Below are 18456 nucleotides of genomic sequence, written 5' to 3'. Positions count from 1 at the left end.
CGCTAGCGGGGCTTTCCTTTTGAAATCATTTCTGTTCTTTTTATGTGAGCAAAATTAGCCAGCTTGCTTGGAAAGTAAAACTTTTATACGCATCTAAAGTTCGATTGACATTCTGGTTGCTATAAGAAGAGGGTAACTCTAAATTGGAAGTAGTAGGAAAGAATAAGACAGGTATGTGGTAAGCCACATAACTAAAACAAAGAGCAGCAAAATACTACGGGTTTACCCTAGGTTCGCGAAAAATACCCCCTTTTGATTTTAAAATTTCCCTTTTTTATTTGCTTTCTGGTTTTCCATCTCCTATCTTTAAAACAGGAATAGTATTATTCTCGTTTTTTTTGGGTAAAAGAACGAAACACCCCGACAGAAATGCCGGGGTGTTTTTATTTAAGGCTACCTGATCGCCGTTAAAACAAGCCATTGCAGGTATTTTTCACTTCTTCTTTCTGAGTTTCAAGACTAGACAAATAAAGTTTATTTATTTATTTACAAAAATTCTGTACATTTGTTGTAATTAACCAACATTATATAACAAAAAACACACTAATGTCGGATAAAATAAACATCTACACCCAGGCTTTAGGCGACACAGCTTATCTTGCCCGTCTTGGTGAATTCGTTAAACAGCACCGCCTCGATCAAAATAAGACGCAGAGTCAGTTGGCCTTAGAATCTGGCATCAATCGTTCTACGCTTATCGAGTTTGAAAAAGGTAAACGGATTAACCTTATTACTTTTATTCAGCTCCTGAGGTCTCTTAATCTTCTGTACATGCTCGACCCTTTTATTGTACAACAAGAGCTTAGTCCTCTGCAATTGGCGGAACTTGAAATGGCAAAACGTAAAAGGGCGTCGAAATTAAGATCCCCTGCTTCTAAACCAAAACCCAAATCTGACTGGTAATGATTACGAGTGCATTTATAACTCTTTGGGGACAACGCGTAGGAGCTATTGCTTGGAATACCGAAACCCAGGTGGGTTCTTTTGAATACGATCCTGCTTTTTTAAAAACAGGCTTAGATCCTGCTCCGGTTAAAATGCCAAGGGAGCATGCTGAAAAAAAAATCTTTAGATTTCCTGAATTAAGAACGCTTAAAACGTTCAGGGGGCTTCCCGGTTTGCTTGCGGATGTTTTGCCGGACAAATATGGCAACGCTCTTATCAATGCCTGGCTGGCTCGCGAAGGTCGGGCTTCGGATAGTTTAAACCCCGTGGAGTTACTTTGTTTTATTGGAAGCCGCGGAATGGGCGCTTTGGAATTTGAACCTGTTATTCCTAAAGCAAATAATACCGTTACAAAAATCGAGATCAGTAATTTACTTCAGGTTGCGGATGCTATACTCTCAGGTAAAAAAGATTTTAGTGGAAAATTAAAAGCAGAAGAAAAGAAAACTTTGCTCGATGTTTTAAAAATTGGAACCTCTGCCGGGGGAGCCCGAGCAAAAGCCGTTATAGCCTATAATTCAAAGACAAAAGAAGTCAGAAGCGGGCAAGCGAATGCTCCCAAGGGATTTAGTCACTGGATAATCAAATTTGATGGAATACACGACTCACAGTTTGGCTCTTCGCATGGTTATGGAAGAGTTGAAATGGCTTATTACCTCATGGCAAAAGATTGCGGCATTGAGATGATGGAAAGTCAACTCCTGGAAGAAAATAACAGAGCACACTTTATGACTAAACGCTTCGATAGGGTCGAAGGCCAGGAAAAATTACATGTGCAAAGCTTTTGTGCCATGCGTCATTTCGATTTTAATGAAGTAAGCCTTTATAGCTACGAACAACTTTTTGAAACTATGCGTATGTTGCGCCTGCCCTATCCGCAAGCTGAACAGCTTTTTCGCAGGATGGTATTTAACGTGATGGCCCGCAACTGCGACGATCATACTAAAAATTTTGCCTTTCTGATGAACCCGTCTGGTAACTGGTCCTTATCACCAGCGTTTGATGTTTGTCATGCTTATCGTCCCGAAAGCACCTGGGTGAGTCAGCACGCGCTCAGCGTAAATGGAAAACGCCAGACTATTTTAAGAAGTGATCTTTTAGAAGTTGCTTCGCAAATGACCATAAAAAAACCGGAAAAAATTATTGACCAGGTTGCTGCAGTCGTTAATAACTGGGCTAGTTATGCAAAGCAGGTTAATGTAGAAAGCAAGCTGCTAAAAGCTATTGAGAAAACGCTCATCTTACTGTAAATTATAATAGCAAACTGCTGATAAATCTATTAGCGCATTTGCCGGCTTTTTTTTATTTTGACGGTACATTCACCCTGATAAACAAAGCACTTAAACCATGTTATTTAATTCACTGGAGTTTCTTATTTTCTTTCCTTTAGTAACGCTGCTGTATTTTTTAATGCCGCATAAATTCCGTTGGGCCTTGTTACTTGTTGCCAGTTGCATTTTTTATATGTTCTTTAAGATTGAATATATTCTTATTCTTTTTTTTACCATCCTCATCGATTATTTTGCAGGAATTTTGCTGGAGTCTGAAAAAGATCCTAAGAGAAAAAAATACTACCTCATCTTAAGTATTGTTTCAAATGTGGGTGTACTTGCGATCTTTAAATATTTCAATTTTCTGAATGATGGTTTGAGTGGACTCATAAATCTGACGGGGTACTCCAACCCTATTCCTTACCTCAGTATTTTATTGCCTATCGGACTTTCGTTTCACACATTCCAGGCTATGAGTTATACTTTTGAGGTGTACCGCGGTAATCAAAAAGCTGAACGTAATTTTGGAATTTATGCACTGTACGTGATGTTCTATCCGCAATTGGTGGCGGGACCCATAGAACGTCCGCAAAATATTTTACCGCAGTTTTATGAAAAAAAGGAATTTAATTACGACGATGTCACCAATGGATTAAAATTGATGCTCTGGGGATTCTTTAAAAAGATTGTGATTGCCGATCGGCTTGCTGAGCTTGTTTCTACTGTATATGGCAGTCCTGAATCGTACAGTGGCACTCCTTTAATTATTGCGACTGTATTTTTTACCTTTCAAATTTATTGTGACTTTTCGGGATATTCTGACATAGCCATTGGCGCGGCGCGGGTGATGGGCTTCACCTTAATGCAGAATTTTAACCGTCCCTATATTTCTTCTTCTGTTTCTGAATTCTGGACACGCTGGCACATTTCTTTGTCCACCTGGTTTAAAGATTATTTATACATTCCACTTGGAGGCAACAGAGTTAAGATTCCGAGACTCTATTTTAATTTGTTTGTAGTGTTTTTAATCAGCGGACTCTGGCATGGAGCTAACCTTACTTATATTTTATGGGGCGCGCTACACGGTACTTTTTTAGTGCTGGCTTTAATGACAAAAAACATGAGGGCCACTTTTACCGCCAGACTGCAACTGAATCATTTCCCCAGACTTTTGAGAGGTATAAACGTTGCCATTACCTTTTGCCTGGTGAGTTTTGCCTGGATTTTTTTCCGTGCTGAAACAGTTCAGGATGCGTTTTATATTTCATCACATCTTTTTCAGAATATAAAACTGCAGTCAGGAGGCTTTAACATGGGGCTTGATCGCAGCCAGTTTTTTATTGCCATTGCATCGATTCTTCTTTTAATCTTAATTGAATTCTGGTACAAGGAAAATCTGCTCACTGCTATTAACCGTCAGAGTGCTGTTGTTCGCTGGCTGAGTTACTATTTTATTGCTTTTATCATTTTATTATTTGCTAATTCAAGTTCCTCTCAATTTATTTATTTCCAATTCTGATGCAAAAAAAAACATGCATATTCAGATTTGGAATCAAACTAAGTTTATTTCTGATTCCCTTTATTGTTCTCATTCTCTCCTTTGTTGTGATCGATCCATTTATGGTTGTAAAAAAATACAAGCGCTATACTAGTGTGCTTGCCGGACTAAATGCCGATGTAGTGTCCACTGAAACTTATTTAAAGAACCGAGAAAAAAGACGTTACAACTCCTTTATATTCGGCAACTCAAGAGCTATGGCCTACAAAACAGCAGAATGGAAAAAACACCTTGATGCAACTGACAGGCCTTATTTATATTTGGCATTTAATGAATCACTTTACGGACTTCTTTCAAAAGTAAAATTTGTTGATCAGCAAAAAGACACACTCAAGAACGCCCTGTTTGTTATTGACGAAACACTCTTAACCCAAACAACAGACCGCACCGATTTTCATCTTTACATAAAAGATCCAAGAGTAACAGGTTCGAGTAAACAACAATTTTATTATACCTTTTTCAAAGCTTATCTGTCCGATTTTTTCTTTGTGAAATGTATTGATTATTCACTCTTTGGCAAAAAAAGAGCTTACATGAAAGGCGCGCTCGATGGTGAAGGACTTTATTTTGATCCTGAAACTAATGATTTGTATCCTATGAGTCAAATGACTGCGCGGCTCGCAGATTCAGCAGCTTATTATTCAAAATTCAGAAGTAATGGTCCCACGCTGGAGTGTACAGAAAAGCCAGACAAAAAAGTGATCTTAAAAAACCAAGAAGACATGCTTTTGGAAATGAAACATATTCTTGATAAACAAAAAACGGATTACAAGATTATTATTAGTCCGAAATTTAATTGTTATACTATGCACCCCGAAGATTTAGAAGTCCTGGAGAGAATTTTCGGAAAAAACAGAGTTTATAACTTCTCCGGCTCCAACAAGTATACAAAAGACCTACATAACTTTTACGATCCCTTTCATTATAGTATGGAGGTTGGTAAAGACATTATGAAGAAAATTTATGAAAAGTAGCAGATGCGGAAAAAACTAAAAATAACAGTTTACTCATTCCTTGGACTCTTCGTTTTATGCTTTCTTTTAATTTTTTACATCTTCCGTCCTTCGGCTAACCTGGAGGAGTATTCAGAGTTTCGCATTAAAAACCAGTCGACAAAAACTTCAGAAAAAGGTCAACTTAAAATTACTTATTTAGGCGTGGCTACACTTTTAATGGATGATGGGGAAACACAAATTTTAAGTGATGGTTTTGTGTCACGTCCGTCATTATTAAAGGTTGGCTTTGGAAAGATAGGATCTGATACAACGCTTGTAAAATCGGTAATCGCCGATCTCAGGATAAATCGACTAAAAGGAATTTTTACTGCCCACTCCCATTATGACCATGCAATGGACGCCCCTTATTTTGCAAAGTATACAGAAGCGCTGTTGTATGGTTCAGAATCGACGCTTAACATTGGCAGAGGCGCCGGGCTTTCAGAAGATAAACTAAAATTATTCGAGCCTGGCACTGTGCAACAACTTGGAAACTTCAGAATTACTGTCCTTAAGTCTAAGCATACTCCTCCCTTAACTTTCCCAAAAGAAGACGATACAGGTAAAAGCATTCATGGTCCATTAAAACAACCAGCCAGCCGTAAAGACTTTGTAGAAGGTGGGGCTTATGATTTGCTTATCGAACATGGCAGCCACAAACTTTATGTAAAAGCAAGCACCAATTTTAGTGAGCATGCGCTTGATTCGGTGCGTGCCGATATTTTATTTTTGGGAGTTGCTACATTGAGTAAACAGGACAGTACTTTTCAAAACGATTATTATAAAAACACTGTAGAAACACTAAAACCAAAAATTTTGATACCGATTCATTGGGATAATTTTTTCAAACCATTGTCTGAGGGTTTAATTCCTTATCCCAAACTGGCAGACGATGTGAAAAAAGATTTTGACTTTTTAATAGGGAAAACCCGCGGAGACGGGACAGCGTTTCGAATCATGATGGCTTACGACTCGTTCATAATTTTTTAAATTTACAATTTGTCCGGCCGCTATTTCCCTTAATAAATTTGATAGTTTTACACTACATGAATCAGCTCAACTTATCTTCCTTTTAATAGATCTGAGATGCGAATCATTATTCCACAAAAGGATTAAAGAAAGTAAACTATAGCAGGCCTGTAACTTTTTCACCAGCCAGTGTTATGGTTATATAAATACATAGATCATGAAAAAACGACTACTTGTTTTCGCTTGCACTTGTTTATTTCTAACCTACTGTCACAACTCGGTAACGAGCGAAGCAGATGTTAGCCTCAGCAGCGATTCGTTGACAGTAAGTAACAGCTCACCAGAATCGACGGAAGAAGATTCGGATAGCAGCGCCTTCGAATTTGCCAGGCCTTATAGCGCGCCGGAAAAAAAGCTCAGGAATCTCTCCGATGTAAACCGGCAATTACGGAGGAGGTCTTCTGTATTTGTTATAAAAACAAACAGAGACACTGTTATTAAATGCAAGCAAGGCACTTTGCTTTCTATACCAGCAAACGCTTTTTTAAATGCAACCACGCAAAAACCAGTGAATGGCCAGGTCAAAATTTCCATAAAAGAATTTTATACCATTTCAGACATGCTTGTAGCCGGGTTAACAACTACAAGCAATAAGCGTTTGCTGGAAAGTGGCGGCATGATAAATATTAACGTGATCAGTAAGGAAACAAAAGACAGCTGCATTTTAAAACCCGGAAAAAACATTAGCATGGCTATGCCTCCCAACGGCGCTTCTAGTGTTGACGGCATGCAACTGTTTAACGGCTCTCACGATAGCAGCGAGATTAATTGGGTACCACGAAATGGCATAGCCGGACTTGCCCAATATTGGAGTCGCCGTCAGAGTGATCTCCCGCCCTATATGGCACCTTTGAATAGCCTTGTTTTTCCGGAAGGCACCTATAAATTAAAACCAGCGGTAATAAATACGGAGCCCGAAAATCTCCAGGCTGAAATGAGCATCTCTCTCAGGGATCTGATGCAATATGTGGGAGTTGTTACCAGAAAAGCCTTCGGTTATATTGACACTCTAGGCAATCTGCAGTGTTACAATGTTGGCGGTAGTTCGCAACAGATAACATTTAAAACTATTTATAGTCCAACACGCTACAAAGACATGAAGGTGAATCTTTCTGTGGATGTTACTCTGAACTTTAAATCTTATCTCAACCACGAGTATTATCAAAAACTTTTTAAGTTGCATAAGGGCAATCCAGACAGTATGGTGACTGTAGGAGTTGTTTTAAATCCCAGCATTAAACTTACCAGTTTTGAAAAAATTAAGAGCTATTACCAGGACGCTTTGACCGTAACGGAGTTTCGGAAAAAACAAAAATACAGGTCACAATTGCAAGTAGAATATGATAAAAAACTTGCGCAATTGAGGCTTGCTGATGAGGAAAGATTATTAAACTCCGAAAAAAACGCCTCCAGCGATTTACAAAGTGCTCAAGAGTATTTATTACTCAGTACTCCTAAATTAGGTTGGATTAATTGCGACCGCTTTTACAGTGCTCCCTCTAAAGTAGATTACATGGTAAACCTAAAAGAAAAAGCCAGCCTATTAATTGTTTTTAAGGCTATGAAATCCATTTTGTCGAGTAACAGTCTGGGTGTGTTTCACGGAGTGCCACTCAACGCACCAATCACCCTTGTTGCACTAAAAATACAGGAAGGAAAACTTATGATGGCCCTTCATGAAACCACAGTTACACAACAGCCATTCGATGCTTTAGACTTTAAGACGGTTAGCGTGAAAGAATACAAAGAAAAACTCGAGAAATTAAACAGATTGTAAACAAATAGTGAAGTAGTGCGAAATTATCTCCTGATTGAAAGATCAACCTGCGGTAAACCCAGCTATTGTTAAAAGTATGCAGTGCATGAACCCACGAATAATCCTGATATCCGGAATCCGGAAATCTGACAGTAGCGCTCAATGCCCACCAGGGCACTCTGAATGAAGTTTCGCACGATGACTATTTTCCGGAACAGAGACCTGTAGAAACGGAGTATAAACTTTAACCAAATCTCATGCATTTTTGGTCCGCTGGTAAAAAATTCCGGTTTTTGGCCTTTAAAAGGCTAGGTGCTGTTTCCGTATTTGTCACAAAAACAGCAAGTTCCAAAATAATTTAAAATTTATTTTTTTTATTTTAATTAATTACCTATTTTTGCAATCCCAAATCCAACTTATGGATGTCGTTCATAAGTCATTTGGCCCGTTCGTCTAGGGGTTAGGACACGTCCCTTTCACGGATGAAACACGGGTTCGATTCCCGTACGGGCTACAAGAAGTAGCAAAGAATCCCGGTAAATCACGTATTTGCCGGGATTTTTTAATTTTGGTTGACGGATTGGTTGACGAATCCGTATGTCTGGATCAGGGGATCAGGGATCAGGCTCAAAAGTTGTGGGGAAGAAAAAATAATCTGAATTTTACCGGGACTAAAACTATTTATGGACCCGTCCTACAATGACTTTTTAAAAATGGTATTGCCTGAAGCTATTTGCGATTATTTTGAACTCACAGGTTATAAAAAAGACTCAGAACGCGAGCGCATTGATTTGTATTTACAGGAGATAAGCAATGTTCCTTCAGAATACGCGAGAGCTAGATTAACTTCAAAAGGATTTTTTGACCAGGTAACAATCCAAGATTTTCCCATTCGTGGACATAATGTTTTTCTGCACGTGAAACGTCGTCGCTGGCTTAATGAAGATACAGGAAAGGTAGTTTTCCGTAATTGGGATGTCATAACAAAAGGCACGCGAATCACAAACGATTTTGCGGCTTTTTTAAAAGAAATTAGTTGATACACATGCGCATAGCATTAAAACTATAGGCTCATTTTACGGCATTAATGGTAAAAAGCTTCAGCGTTACTATCGTAAAAAACTAAGCGATTATAACGATTGGAAATATAAGAATAAAGCCGAACAAGGAATTATATTCCCTGAAAACATTGGTCCTTATTTATCCATTGATGAGACTTGTTTATCACACTCAGAGCTTTACACGATCCTCTCCAACAAAGCTGCAAAAGGAAAGAAGGGTACCATAGTTGCGATTTTAAAGGGAACTCACTCGGAGAGCATAATCCCATTGCTACAAAGCATTCCCTTACATCTTAGAAAGAGAGTTCGTGAAATCACGCTGGATCTTGCGGGTAACATGGGACTGATCGTAAAAAAATGTTTTCCTCATGCAAGCATGGTGATCGATCGCTTCCATGTTCAACAGTTAGCTACCGAAGCACTCCAGGAAATAAGAATAAGACATCGTTGGGAGGCTATAGAGGCTGAAAATATTGGCATTGACGAATCCCGGAAAAACAAAAGAGCTTATGTCCCTGAAATTTTAAGTAATGGTGAGACTCTCAAACAACTACTCGCAAGAAGCCGCTATTTACTTTACAAAGCAGAACACAACTGGACTTTAGAACAATCACAAAGAGCTAATATACTCTTTGAACGCTATCCTGATATCAAAAAAGCATACGGTTTGGCTCAGAAATTATCCTGGATCTACAGTAATACAAAAGAAAAAATATATGCATTTACAAGATTAGCCAAATGGCATGAAGAGGTTGCCCAAGCTGGGTTCAAGACCTTCAATACCCTATCCAGAACCATTGAAAACAATTACAAGAGAATACTCAACTATTTTAATAACCGAAGTACCAATGCCTGAGCTGAATCATTCAATGCGAAAATTAAAGCTTTTAGAGCCCAATACAGAGGAGTTACAGATGTAAATTTCTTCCTTTTTAGGCTCTCAAAATTATTTGCCTAAATTTACTCCACAGCTTTTGGACTTGATCCTTTATTTTGCTGTTGAATTTCGCGTAAATCGAATTCAACTGCTTCTCATTCATTCCTAGCTTTAACCCTGAAATAGTAATAGTTGTGACATTAAACAATTTCGGAAAAAAAGTTGAGCTTGAGAATCGCTAAAGGTGAGACTTCCATTACCACTTTTTTTATTTTGACGATCGAATAGTAGGCTCTACATTAATCTTCTTCCTATTGAGTGTTATCTCAACAAATAAGAGTGATTAGCCTTCCTTCTCTTTGATCTTAAAGCCTTTTGGAGCTTCTGATCTTTCCTCTTTCGATCCTGGTTCGTCTGTTGATGTTCGAGGAGCCTCTTTAGTTTCTTCTTCTTCTTTTGTTTCTTCTTCTTTTTCTTCTTCTTTTTCTTCTTCTTCCGTTTTTTCTTTTTCTTCTTTAACCTCCTTTACGGTATTCTTCTCATCGGTTTTTAAACCGGGACCTTTGTCTTCGCTTTGCTTTGCTTCCTGCTTATTGTCGTCTGTTTTTTCTGTCTCATCACTCTCTTTTGTGAGAATGGTGGTCAACATAAAAGATCCGCTATCAGCATCCGTATGCTGGTGGGTTTCTTGCAGTTTCCAGCCTATTTTTAAATAAACGTTTAATTCTGTCTCGGCAGCAGCGCGGTGTGTTACATCATGGATATTATTCACCAATATTTTTATTTGTGTCATAGTAAGTATTTGATCCTACTATGCTAAATGTATGCCTGATGATCTGTTCAGACTATTTAAGGGTGACGGTTGATGAACTGTTCCTCTTCTTAAAGCGAAACCCACCTACCCGATCAAACGTTTACAAGACTTTTACTGTGCTCAGGGTGACATTCCTGCGTCATTTTGGGGAGCTTGACATATATCGATTCCCAGTTGGGCTACACCAAACAGGTGAATTTTCAGGTGGATCTTGTTAGTGTGGATTATCGTATTTGATCTTCCTTTATCCAACGATGAAAATTTTTGAAAATCCTAAAAACCTGAATTCATAAGGCGTCCAGAGCTAGCTGATCCTCAAAAATCAACAAGTTATTAACGCTTGTAAGGACTATTAACCCTCAGCTAATGCTGGAGGCTTTAGAGCAATGGAATTTGTAGTTTACATGCTCTATTTGGGTGAAGCGCAAAAATTGGATCAGGTGCAAGAGAGGTGGGGAAGAAAACAAAGTTGGATTTTACCCACACTAAAAATCTATAGCCCTTTCTAGATAGCCACTTGTTGAAATGATGCGCTATTTTTCCAATTCGCAGGCACACTGTTTTCTACAGACTGAATATCGTCGCGTGCTCGCTAAAAGGCAATACAGTACGTTTCGTTGAAGTTACTCTACCAAGTGAATTGGTGATAAACTGTGTTAATGAAAAAACGGCATCATTTACTGATGCCGTTTTAAGGAAACTAGATTTCTTTCTGCCCTTTCTTTTCAATTATATCATCCGGTCCCGGCAGTCTTTGCTCCGAATGAAACTGCCTGAAAACTTCATCCATCCACTTCTGATGCATCTGCATTTGTCTTTGAAAATAAGAGTCTTGGAACAGAGGTGCAAAAGTTGAATCTCTGGGAGCTTCAGCTGACTCTGGCATCGCAAAAAAATTCAAGGGCACATCAAAATGTGAATTTGAATTACCCAATAGTTTTTTTATTTCCGTGTCCATTTCTCCGGTACCAGAATAAGAGTAACTGTAAGTAGAGTCGTATCTTATAACGTTACCGTTGGTATCATACTGCTTATTTACTTTGAAACGAACTACAGGTTTGGAAAGAGTTTCTGTTTCTTTTTGTGTGCTATTAGCAAACGAAAGTTCTTTAGTGCCATCCTGTTTGTTTTGAGCGTTACATGAACTCATCAGTAATAACAAAGAACATAGAATCACATTTAAAGTTTTCATTTTATTTAAGGGTTCAATGGTTCATAAATCACTTCCTAAATTAGCCCGAAAAATTTCCACACCTTTCGGACCTCTTCAATCTTATTGAATCTGAATCTGTGTGACATTTTTTATGTTTTTGTTCTCTTTTTTTGGAAGCTCAATTTTTAAGACCCCATTTTCGTACTTAGCGTCTATCTTTTCTTCATCCACAAGGTCTACAAGATTAAAACTGCGGCTAAATGATCCATAGTTAAACTCTTTGCGTACAAAGGTCTTATGATTGAATTCACTTTCCTGTTTGTGCTCGCCTCTAATGGTTAGAATTCCTTCTTCGAGCTGCACATTAAAATCTTGTTTTTCAAAGCCGGGGGCCGCTGCTTCGATGCTGTAACTCTTTTCATTCTCGGTAATATTAACCGATGGTACATAAGCGGCATAATCTTTATTCGTAAGATCATTACCAAAGAAACTACTGAACAAATTTTCCATCGATGGCATCAGCATGTTTCTCTTTTCTAAACCCACTGCAGGGTTGATCATTTTGATTAGTGTCATGATTTCGTTTTGTTTTGTGGTGAAGCTGTCCGGACCGCTTCACCGGGTTAATAATTTATTTTCTCTTAAAAATTCAAACTAAGTGCCAGGCTATTTTTTGCGCCAGGATTTCTTTTTTTTGTGAAAAAATTTCAGAAAAACTGTCATTTTTTCTTTTTTCCTAATTATAGACCTTTAAAATTTTGATCTTTTTTTTACCAGATGGCATTTTCACAACCAACTCATCTGATTCCTTAAAGCCAAGCAAGGCCCTGCATATAGGAGCGAGAACTGAAACATTTCGCCTTGCAAGATCTTCATGTTCCGGAAGCACAATCTTAATCCGGACGGGGCGATTGTAAGGCTCACTCACATATTCCACAACTGAATTTACACTGACTATATTCTTCGGAAGAATGTCGTCTTTTACTACATGCGCGTTTACCAAATTGTTGTTGAGATGTTCCACTAATGGGTGACTTAAACGAAAGAGCGTGTTATAAACAGATTTAGCAATTACAGGTTCCATACTGATTTTGATATAAATGTTATAAGTGACACAAAATTACTACGTCAAAAACTGCTTTACCAAATCGTATTTTTTTAAAGAAAGTTAATATTTTTAGAAGATTCTAAACCGCCATTAATTTTCCGTCCTCGCCAATAATTATAAAATGTACGTGGCTATTTTTACAAGTTTTTATCTTTAAGATCAGGTTAGATGACGATTTGTACTCAAACCAGAAAAATTTAGCCGAATGAAAATCAGGTGGGTTTTATCCTCGTGTATTATCGTTTTTTTAGCTCTCTTCATCCAAACAGTAGACGTTACAACATTTTCGCGAAAGTAACGTTCACTATATGAAAATGGATGAGCAAATTTATCTTCGATCATCCCTTAAGTGATTATTTATAATGCAATGTCACGAGGCGATTTGAGATTTCGACCTTACAGCTTATAAAAAACACTCCGAAGGCGAGACGATGGATCTGTATTTACAGGAGATAAACGTCGTCCCACACGAAAACCGAGAACAAATAGAATTTTTTTTTTAAGAGTGTGTATGGCAGAGGGTAATATTAAGCGATGCTCTAATCCGGTTTGTGGGTACCACCTGATTAAACTTCTGCGAGTTGTAAAATTGGCTGCAAACACGGGTACTTCAGGCGTCTGCTCAAACCCTAATGCGCTGTATTAAAATTTAGCATCAATTAGCCAACTGATATTGTTTTGGAGTTACGCCGTAAACTTGCTTAAATGATTGGACAAAACTCGATAGATTTTCATAGCCAAGGTCGAGATAGATCTGGCTGGCAGTTTGTTCGCCTTGTTTGAGTATGTTTGCTGCCTTTTGCATGCGTTTATCAATCAGCCATTTGTTAGGTGAAGTTTGATAAATTTTCACGAAACGTCTTTTAAAAGTAGAAAGGCTCATGTTACATAAAAACGCTAACTCTGCTACGCTAGTGCGCGAATCGATATTAGCACTTACAGCCTGCCTGATAAGAAGTTCAGTGTCTTCCCGCTGACTTAAATTTTGAAGTGTCTGTATTTGCCCGGGATAATGTTCACTAATGTAGAGCAGTAATTCTTCCAGCTTTACCTTCATCATCTTAAGCGAAACGGGTTGGTCATGACTGAGCATTACTACAAGCGATTCAGCAAAATGAGTAAGAAACGCATCTTTTTTAAAAACTACTATTGCATTTTCTTCCCGCGTAGTATTTTTGGGTTGAAGAGTTAATGGGTGTTGTATAAAAAAATCAACTAACGTGCTGTTGTCAAAGAAAATCAATACACTTCTGTAACGGCCACCGGCAGCTACTGTTTTTTCACTCATTAAACAATTTCCCGCCGACAACAACAAAAACTGAGAAGGATCAATAGTTATTTTTGCATCTGCATACTGAACAGACTTTTCTCCCTCTAATAAAAAACTAAATAAATTCTGCTCTAACTTAATACGGTTATTGACTTTCGGAACATCAGAGTCGTAATAGCCAATTGTTACTTTTTGAATAGCAGAAGGAAATGCGTCTTTTTTCATAGTGTCGTAGATGTAATTGGAATACCTTTTAAAATTACTCAATTTCAAACGTTTCTAAAATTTTCGCCTATCTAAAAATCAATTTACAGAAATGCAAAAAATGTCCGGCAACATTATTGCTACCGGACATTAAAAAAAGAATTAGTGCTTTTGACCGTATACCAATAAAGATGCTTTGGCTAAAGTAGCAAAGTACATATTGACACCAACGTATGCAGGAGTTGCATTTTTATCAAGTTCTAGTTTTTTGCCAAGCGCATAAACTGTTATTACATAACGGTGAGCAGGTCCATCATTTGGAGCAGCACCTACATACCCCGGCTTACCCATATCTGTATTACTTTGAATAGCTCCTTCCGGCATTAAGTGCTTTGTTAAGTCACCAGCTCCAGATCTCAATTCGTGCACGTTTGCTGGTATATTAAATACTACCCAGTGCCAAAAACCGCTTCCGGTTGGTGCATCCAGATCATAAATCGTTATGGCAAAACTTTGAGTTTCTTTAGGAGCGTTGTCCCAACTAAGTTGCGGAGATTGGTTTTCGCCTGAGAATCCCATGCCGTTTGCATACTGTTTATTTGTTAATTGTCCTCCGAGTTCGCTACTTTTTAAAGTAAAAGTTTGTGCGATTGCACTTCCGCTTAATACGGCTGCTGCTGCTAATGTTGTCATGATTTTTTTCATTTGTTTAATTTATTCAACAAAGGTAGTTCCACAAAAATCCAGAAAACGATGGGTTGACGTCCAAAAAGTATTTCTAAAAGGTCAATTTAATATTTTGGCCGCGAGTTGAACTTTATTAGTGTTATTGGGGTTAATTTTTGGGCGTCCGTCAATGCCCTGCTCCATAGCTATGGAGGACTAGCGCCATAGCTAAACACTAAGTGACAATCCTATAATGAATTTCTATCTCTCGTAAAGTGGCGCTACTTTGCTGACCTATCGGAATCTCTTCCTCTACCAGATGTTTAAAATGCAATTCTATCCGGTCTTTGGTTAAGCGTCCCAACTCTACCAATTCTGTTACCTCGAAGGTTAAACCTGTTGCCATATGACAAACTACTTTATGAAGATATTTCTTTTCCGCCTCCGCTAATTCCATATCACAAAGGTACGAGCCTGTGCACAGAGTGCTTGCTACAAATTGTAGGAATGCTGGGGGGTTTAATCGACAATTCGGGATATGTTTGTGGGGATTTTTTAAAAAACAGTCTTTAAGTAGTTTGACTGAAAATTTCACCTAACTTCATGGCGCCTGACAATCTAAAGGATCAGATCGTTTACAACTATTAAAAATGGAAAGCCCGGCGACTATGCACCAATGAAGTGTAATCTTAATGCTGACGAATAGTTACAGACATAAATTCAAAAGAGCCCTCTCTGACAAAGAGAAGCGTGAGTTAATCGATCATGTAAAAGCTTCCATTTTAAATAAAGTCAAAGCGGACGTTTATTTGTCGTGGGACGACTTACATTTCACTGTTCCGTTTTGGGTAAATAACTGGAATTTGTTTGCGATGGTAGACAAAGGCGAGTTCAGGTTTGACAGCGATACTACCTTGATCTATAAAATATATTATTTAAAAACATTTATAATTGGTTTAATGATTGCATTGACATTGGCAATCGGTACAAGAGAAATAGTGGTTGTTTTAGTCATGTTTACCTTTCTCATAACTATAAACTGGCTGACAAGAAGACTAAGACACCATTTCTTTTTTAATGAAATCGTTTCTTATGCGGACTCTTTACTAGAAAATACTACTACGACGTCACAAAACTCCATAACCGAAAACTGACCTCACGCTTAGGAGAACTCCTTCCGTGCATGAAAAAAGCAATTTTATCCCTTACGCTTTGTACTCATAGAGAATAGCTTATTTTTTTGAATTGTTGTTTGATGTGATCGAGAGATAAAGCTTAACTTACGGCATGGAAATTATACGAAACGGCTCACAACCTTCTACAACAGGTCCAGCAGACTATTTCACCGGTACGGTAAGAATTGACCCTTTGATTACGCCCCCTGAACCCTCTCGCTTATCAACAGCACTTGTTACTTTTGAACCAGGAGCACGCACTGCCTGGCACACGCATCCGTTCGGTCAAACCATCATCATAACATCCGGATTTGGATGGGCCCAACGCGAGGGTGGTAAAATTGAAGAACTTCGCCAGGGAGATGTTGTTTATTTTATGCCCAATGAAAAACACTGGCACGGTGCTACAAAAACCACCGCGATGAGTCATATCGCCATCCAGGAAAAATTAAACGGATCAGCTGTAGAATGGATGGAGCAGGTAAGCGAAGAGCAATACAAAAAAGCATCACTCTAAAACAAAAGAACCAAATTCATACCGCTATTTCTTACCAATTGTTAAGTCTGGCTCTTTGGGTTGTTTTACCTTTAATTCAACATTACAGGTCATGAAAAACTCTAAAAAAGTACTGCTCACCGGAATCAGTGGCTTCGTAGGTTCTCACACCGCCATTCAATTGCTCAAAAAAGGATACGAAAAATACAACGAATTTATAAAACGGTATCCCGATTTAGCCCTGCACGTGCCGCAACAGCACATTGCGTCGTACCTGAAAATTACACCTCAGTCATTGAGTCGTATCAGGTAAACACGCTACCTTAGACTTCGCCGAAACATTTTTCATTCAGAAGTTAAGGTCCTCATCCCGCTCTGCCTCCTTTTTTTTAGAATCGGTTTCACATGTTGAAATGGCAGAATAAATGCGAGTCATGCCAGCATCTCTTTTAATCGCTAACATTTCCATGAACCATTTAAGGCGATTCTCTGCGAGAGCCATGTTCTCCAAAGCGTTGATTTGTGCTTCCATAGAATTTATTTTATATCTAAAATTGTGTAGACTTCAAGCATCACACTGGCCTCTTGCAGTAAAGTGTTAAGCTCATGTAATTCATGCGCATTTAAGGCAAGGGCAAATTTTTCGCTATCAGTATTCAAATACATTTTTTCTCCTGAATCCACGATTTCCCTATATTTTTTAATGTAGAGATTTTCAACTACCCACTTTAATTGCTCAAACTCACTGTTATCAATAACTGCCAGTACATTACCAAAACTCAAATGTATATCTTCACAATGCGAACATTTTACAACGCAACCGAAAGAATTAGTTGTTATTACCTGGAACTCGCACATAGCATTTTGATTCCGATAAAATTATTCTTTCCCTTAACTAAAACCAATACCTGAAAAAGGGTAAATGTGTAGAAGACTTAGAGTTTATAGTTTCAGCAATTCAACAGTTAGCTTTCTACTACACTTAATTACTACTGACTCGCAACTAGTGACTATTGACTCTCAAAGCTCCACTACTTTATAACCTAATAAGATTATTCCTACTTTTATAGTAAATGGAAAATAAAACCGCTGACCTACTTTTAGAAAAAGCCTTTATTCAAAAAGAAAAGATAGTGCAATGGGCAGACCTTGGCTGTGGCAAAGGGTTTTTCACAGAAGCATTAGCAAGACAACTTTCTCCTGGAAGTAAAATCTATGCAGTGGATAAAAGCGATGGTCTTTTGTTAGATTCTTTACCAGAGATACAAATAGCCTTTCAAAAAGCAAATTTTGAAAAAGAACATTTAGACCTTAAAAATCTCGATGGCATTCTTATGGCTAACTCATTTCATTTTGTAGAAGACAAGAAAAAGCTCCTTAAAAAATTAAGTCAATATCTAATGCCTGATGCAGAATTCATCCTCATAGAATACGATACAGACAAAGCAAATCCCTGGGTTCCTTATCCCATCAGCTTTCTGAATTTAAAAAAACTGTTTATAGAGTTAGGATTTTTTTCTGTAGAAAAAATGGCGGATACACAATCACTTTATAGTTCCGGTAGGATTTATTCGGCCCTGGTTAAAAAGAGTTAGAATTTCTTATCCTATATTAAGAGGCGAAATTTTTCCCTGCTTTATATTTGCCTATCAATAAAGTGAGATGGACAAAATAGAAATACTCATCATAGGACGGAACAAAGAAATTGCCGCAACAGTCGAGCGTCTGGTGAACACAAACCCTTCCTGGTCGGGCACTTGTGTAAACGAAGACCATGAGGCAATAGCAATCTTTCAAACTAAAAAATTTGATATTGTTTTACTCGGTGGTGGAATTGAAGAAAGCTCAGATGTTCAGCTGCGTACTTTCTTTTTAAATTACAATCCGACTATAATCATCATTCAACATTACGGCGGTGGAAGTGGACTTCTTTCCAATGAAATTCTAGAAGCGCTTGAGAAGAGGGATAGAAGTTAAAGCTCTTTGTTAATAAATGTAAATCAAACAATATTCTTTTATCCCTATCCGTCTTACAGTTGTTAAGGCCATTGCAGGGCTTACCCGTAGTCGGAAAAATC

20 protein-coding genes, 1 tRNA gene and 2 pseudogenes are annotated in these 18456 nt (G+C 38.1%); 14 read left to right on the top strand and 9 right to left on the bottom strand.

Annotated features, from left to right (window positions below):
• Positions 1-546: 546 nt before the first annotated feature.
• The 9 genes and pseudogenes from CNR22_17770 to CNR22_17730 all read left to right on the top strand — a co-directional run bounded on the left by CNR22_17770 (position 547) and on the right by CNR22_17730 (position 9573).
• Positions 547-903 (top strand): transcriptional regulator, encoded by a 357-nt coding sequence (locus CNR22_17770; GenBank protein PBQ33544.1) that lies wholly within the window; start codon positions 547-549, stop codon positions 901-903.
• A complete protein-coding gene (locus CNR22_17765) occupies positions 903-2195 on the top strand; it encodes a toxin HipA (GenBank protein PBQ33543.1) in 1293 nt (430 codons plus the stop codon). Before CNR22_17770 ends, CNR22_17765 begins: the two co-directional genes overlap by 1 nt.
• 97 nt (positions 2196-2292) lie before the next feature.
• On the top strand, positions 2293-3735 hold the full coding sequence (locus CNR22_17760) for a membrane-bound O-acyltransferase family protein (GenBank protein ID PBQ33542.1): 1443 nt from the start codon (positions 2293-2295) through the stop codon (positions 3733-3735).
• Entirely contained in the window at positions 3735-4748 is a 1014-nt protein-coding gene (locus CNR22_17755; GenBank protein ID PBQ33541.1) for a hypothetical protein, read from the top strand. The genes CNR22_17760 and CNR22_17755 overlap by 1 nt, the downstream gene beginning before the upstream one ends.
• Positions 4749-4751: 3 nt before the next feature.
• Complete coding sequence (locus tag CNR22_17750) at positions 4752-5759, top strand: hydrolase (protein ID PBQ33540.1); 1008 nt, start codon at positions 4752-4754, stop codon at positions 5757-5759.
• Positions 5760-5955: 196 nt separating this feature from the next.
• Positions 5956-7575 carry a hypothetical protein gene (locus tag CNR22_17745; GenBank protein ID PBQ33539.1) on the top strand — a complete coding sequence of 540 codons (1620 nt, stop codon included), beginning with the start codon at positions 5956-5958 and terminating at the stop codon, positions 7573-7575.
• Between the two features lie 421 nt (positions 7576-7996).
• Positions 7997-8071 (top strand) — tRNA-Glu (locus CNR22_17740).
• 166 nt (positions 8072-8237) lie between these two features.
• Positions 8238-8594 (top strand): transposase, encoded by a 357-nt coding sequence (locus tag CNR22_17735; GenBank protein ID PBQ33538.1) that lies wholly within the window; start codon positions 8238-8240, stop codon positions 8592-8594.
• Positions 8595-8727: 133 nt separating this feature from the next.
• Positions 8728-9573: pseudogene (locus CNR22_17730) on the top strand (DDE transposase).
• Between the two features lie 262 nt (positions 9574-9835).
• On the opposite strand, the gene CNR22_17725 reads toward CNR22_17730, so the two are convergent.
• The 7 genes from CNR22_17725 to CNR22_17695 all read right to left on the bottom strand — a co-directional run bounded on the left by CNR22_17725 (position 9836) and on the right by CNR22_17695 (position 15164).
• Complete coding sequence (locus CNR22_17725; protein PBQ33537.1) at positions 9836-10285, bottom strand: hypothetical protein; 450 nt, start codon at positions 10283-10285, stop codon at positions 9836-9838.
• Between the two features lie 721 nt (positions 10286-11006).
• Positions 11007-11498, bottom strand: coding sequence for a hypothetical protein (locus CNR22_17720; protein PBQ33536.1), 492 nt, complete (start codon positions 11496-11498; stop codon positions 11007-11009).
• A gap of 81 nt (positions 11499-11579) precedes the next feature.
• The gene (locus tag CNR22_17715; GenBank protein ID PBQ34942.1) at positions 11580-11984 is read right to left on the bottom strand and encodes a heat-shock protein Hsp20; all 405 of its coding nucleotides are present in this window, start codon (positions 11982-11984) and stop codon (positions 11580-11582) included.
• Positions 11985-12195: 211 nt separating this feature from the next.
• The gene (locus CNR22_17710) at positions 12196-12543 is read right to left on the bottom strand and encodes a hypothetical protein (GenBank protein ID PBQ33535.1); all 348 of its coding nucleotides are present in this window, start codon (positions 12541-12543) and stop codon (positions 12196-12198) included.
• Positions 12544-13222: 679 nt separating this feature from the next.
• Positions 13223-14062: an AraC family transcriptional regulator gene (locus CNR22_17705; GenBank protein PBQ33534.1), complete on the bottom strand. Its 840-nt coding sequence runs from the start codon at positions 14060-14062 to the stop codon at positions 13223-13225.
• A 141-nt stretch (positions 14063-14203) separates the two neighbouring features.
• The gene (locus tag CNR22_17700; GenBank protein ID PBQ33533.1) at positions 14204-14746 is read right to left on the bottom strand and encodes a YbhB/YbcL family Raf kinase inhibitor-like protein; all 543 of its coding nucleotides are present in this window, start codon (positions 14744-14746) and stop codon (positions 14204-14206) included.
• Between the two features lie 196 nt (positions 14747-14942).
• A complete protein-coding gene (locus CNR22_17695; protein ID PBQ33532.1) occupies positions 14943-15164 on the bottom strand; it encodes a hypothetical protein in 222 nt (73 codons plus the stop codon).
• 235 nt (positions 15165-15399) lie between these two features.
• On the opposite strand from CNR22_17695, the gene CNR22_17690 reads away from it, so the two are divergent.
• From CNR22_17690 to CNR22_17680, 3 genes and pseudogenes are all read left to right on the top strand, one after another.
• Complete coding sequence (locus tag CNR22_17690; GenBank protein PBQ33531.1) at positions 15400-15861, top strand: hypothetical protein; 462 nt, start codon at positions 15400-15402, stop codon at positions 15859-15861.
• A gap of 133 nt (positions 15862-15994) precedes the next feature.
• Complete coding sequence (locus tag CNR22_17685; protein ID PBQ33530.1) at positions 15995-16399, top strand: cupin; 405 nt, start codon at positions 15995-15997, stop codon at positions 16397-16399.
• A 178-nt stretch (positions 16400-16577) separates the two neighbouring features.
• A pseudogene (locus CNR22_17680) lies at positions 16578-16691 on the top strand (Crp/Fnr family transcriptional regulator).
• Between the two features lie 36 nt (positions 16692-16727).
• Here CNR22_17680 and CNR22_17675 read toward each other — a convergent pair.
• Together CNR22_17675 and CNR22_17670 are read right to left on the bottom strand one after the other, a co-directional pair.
• The gene (locus CNR22_17675) at positions 16728-16910 is read right to left on the bottom strand and encodes a hypothetical protein (GenBank protein PBQ33529.1); all 183 of its coding nucleotides are present in this window, start codon (positions 16908-16910) and stop codon (positions 16728-16730) included.
• A gap of 5 nt (positions 16911-16915) precedes the next feature.
• A complete protein-coding gene (locus tag CNR22_17670) occupies positions 16916-17236 on the bottom strand; it encodes a hypothetical protein (GenBank protein ID PBQ33528.1) in 321 nt (106 codons plus the stop codon).
• A 215-nt stretch (positions 17237-17451) separates the two neighbouring features.
• Here CNR22_17670 and CNR22_17665 point away from each other — a divergent pair, with 215 nt between their 5' ends.
• Complete coding sequence (locus CNR22_17665; GenBank protein PBQ33527.1) at positions 17452-17973, top strand: methyltransferase type 11; 522 nt, start codon at positions 17452-17454, stop codon at positions 17971-17973.
• Positions 17974-18040: 67 nt separating this feature from the next.
• Positions 18041-18355 (top strand): hypothetical protein, encoded by a 315-nt coding sequence (locus tag CNR22_17660; GenBank protein PBQ33526.1) that lies wholly within the window; start codon positions 18041-18043, stop codon positions 18353-18355.
• Positions 18356-18456 lie beyond the last annotated feature (101 nt).

Source organism: Sphingobacteriaceae bacterium (assembly GCA_002319075.1).
GTDB lineage: Bacteria > Bacteroidota > Bacteroidia > B-17B0 > Aurantibacillaceae > Aurantibacillus.
The sequence above is the reverse complement of the archived record's forward strand: the minus strand, read 5'-3'. Positions and strand labels throughout refer to the sequence as shown.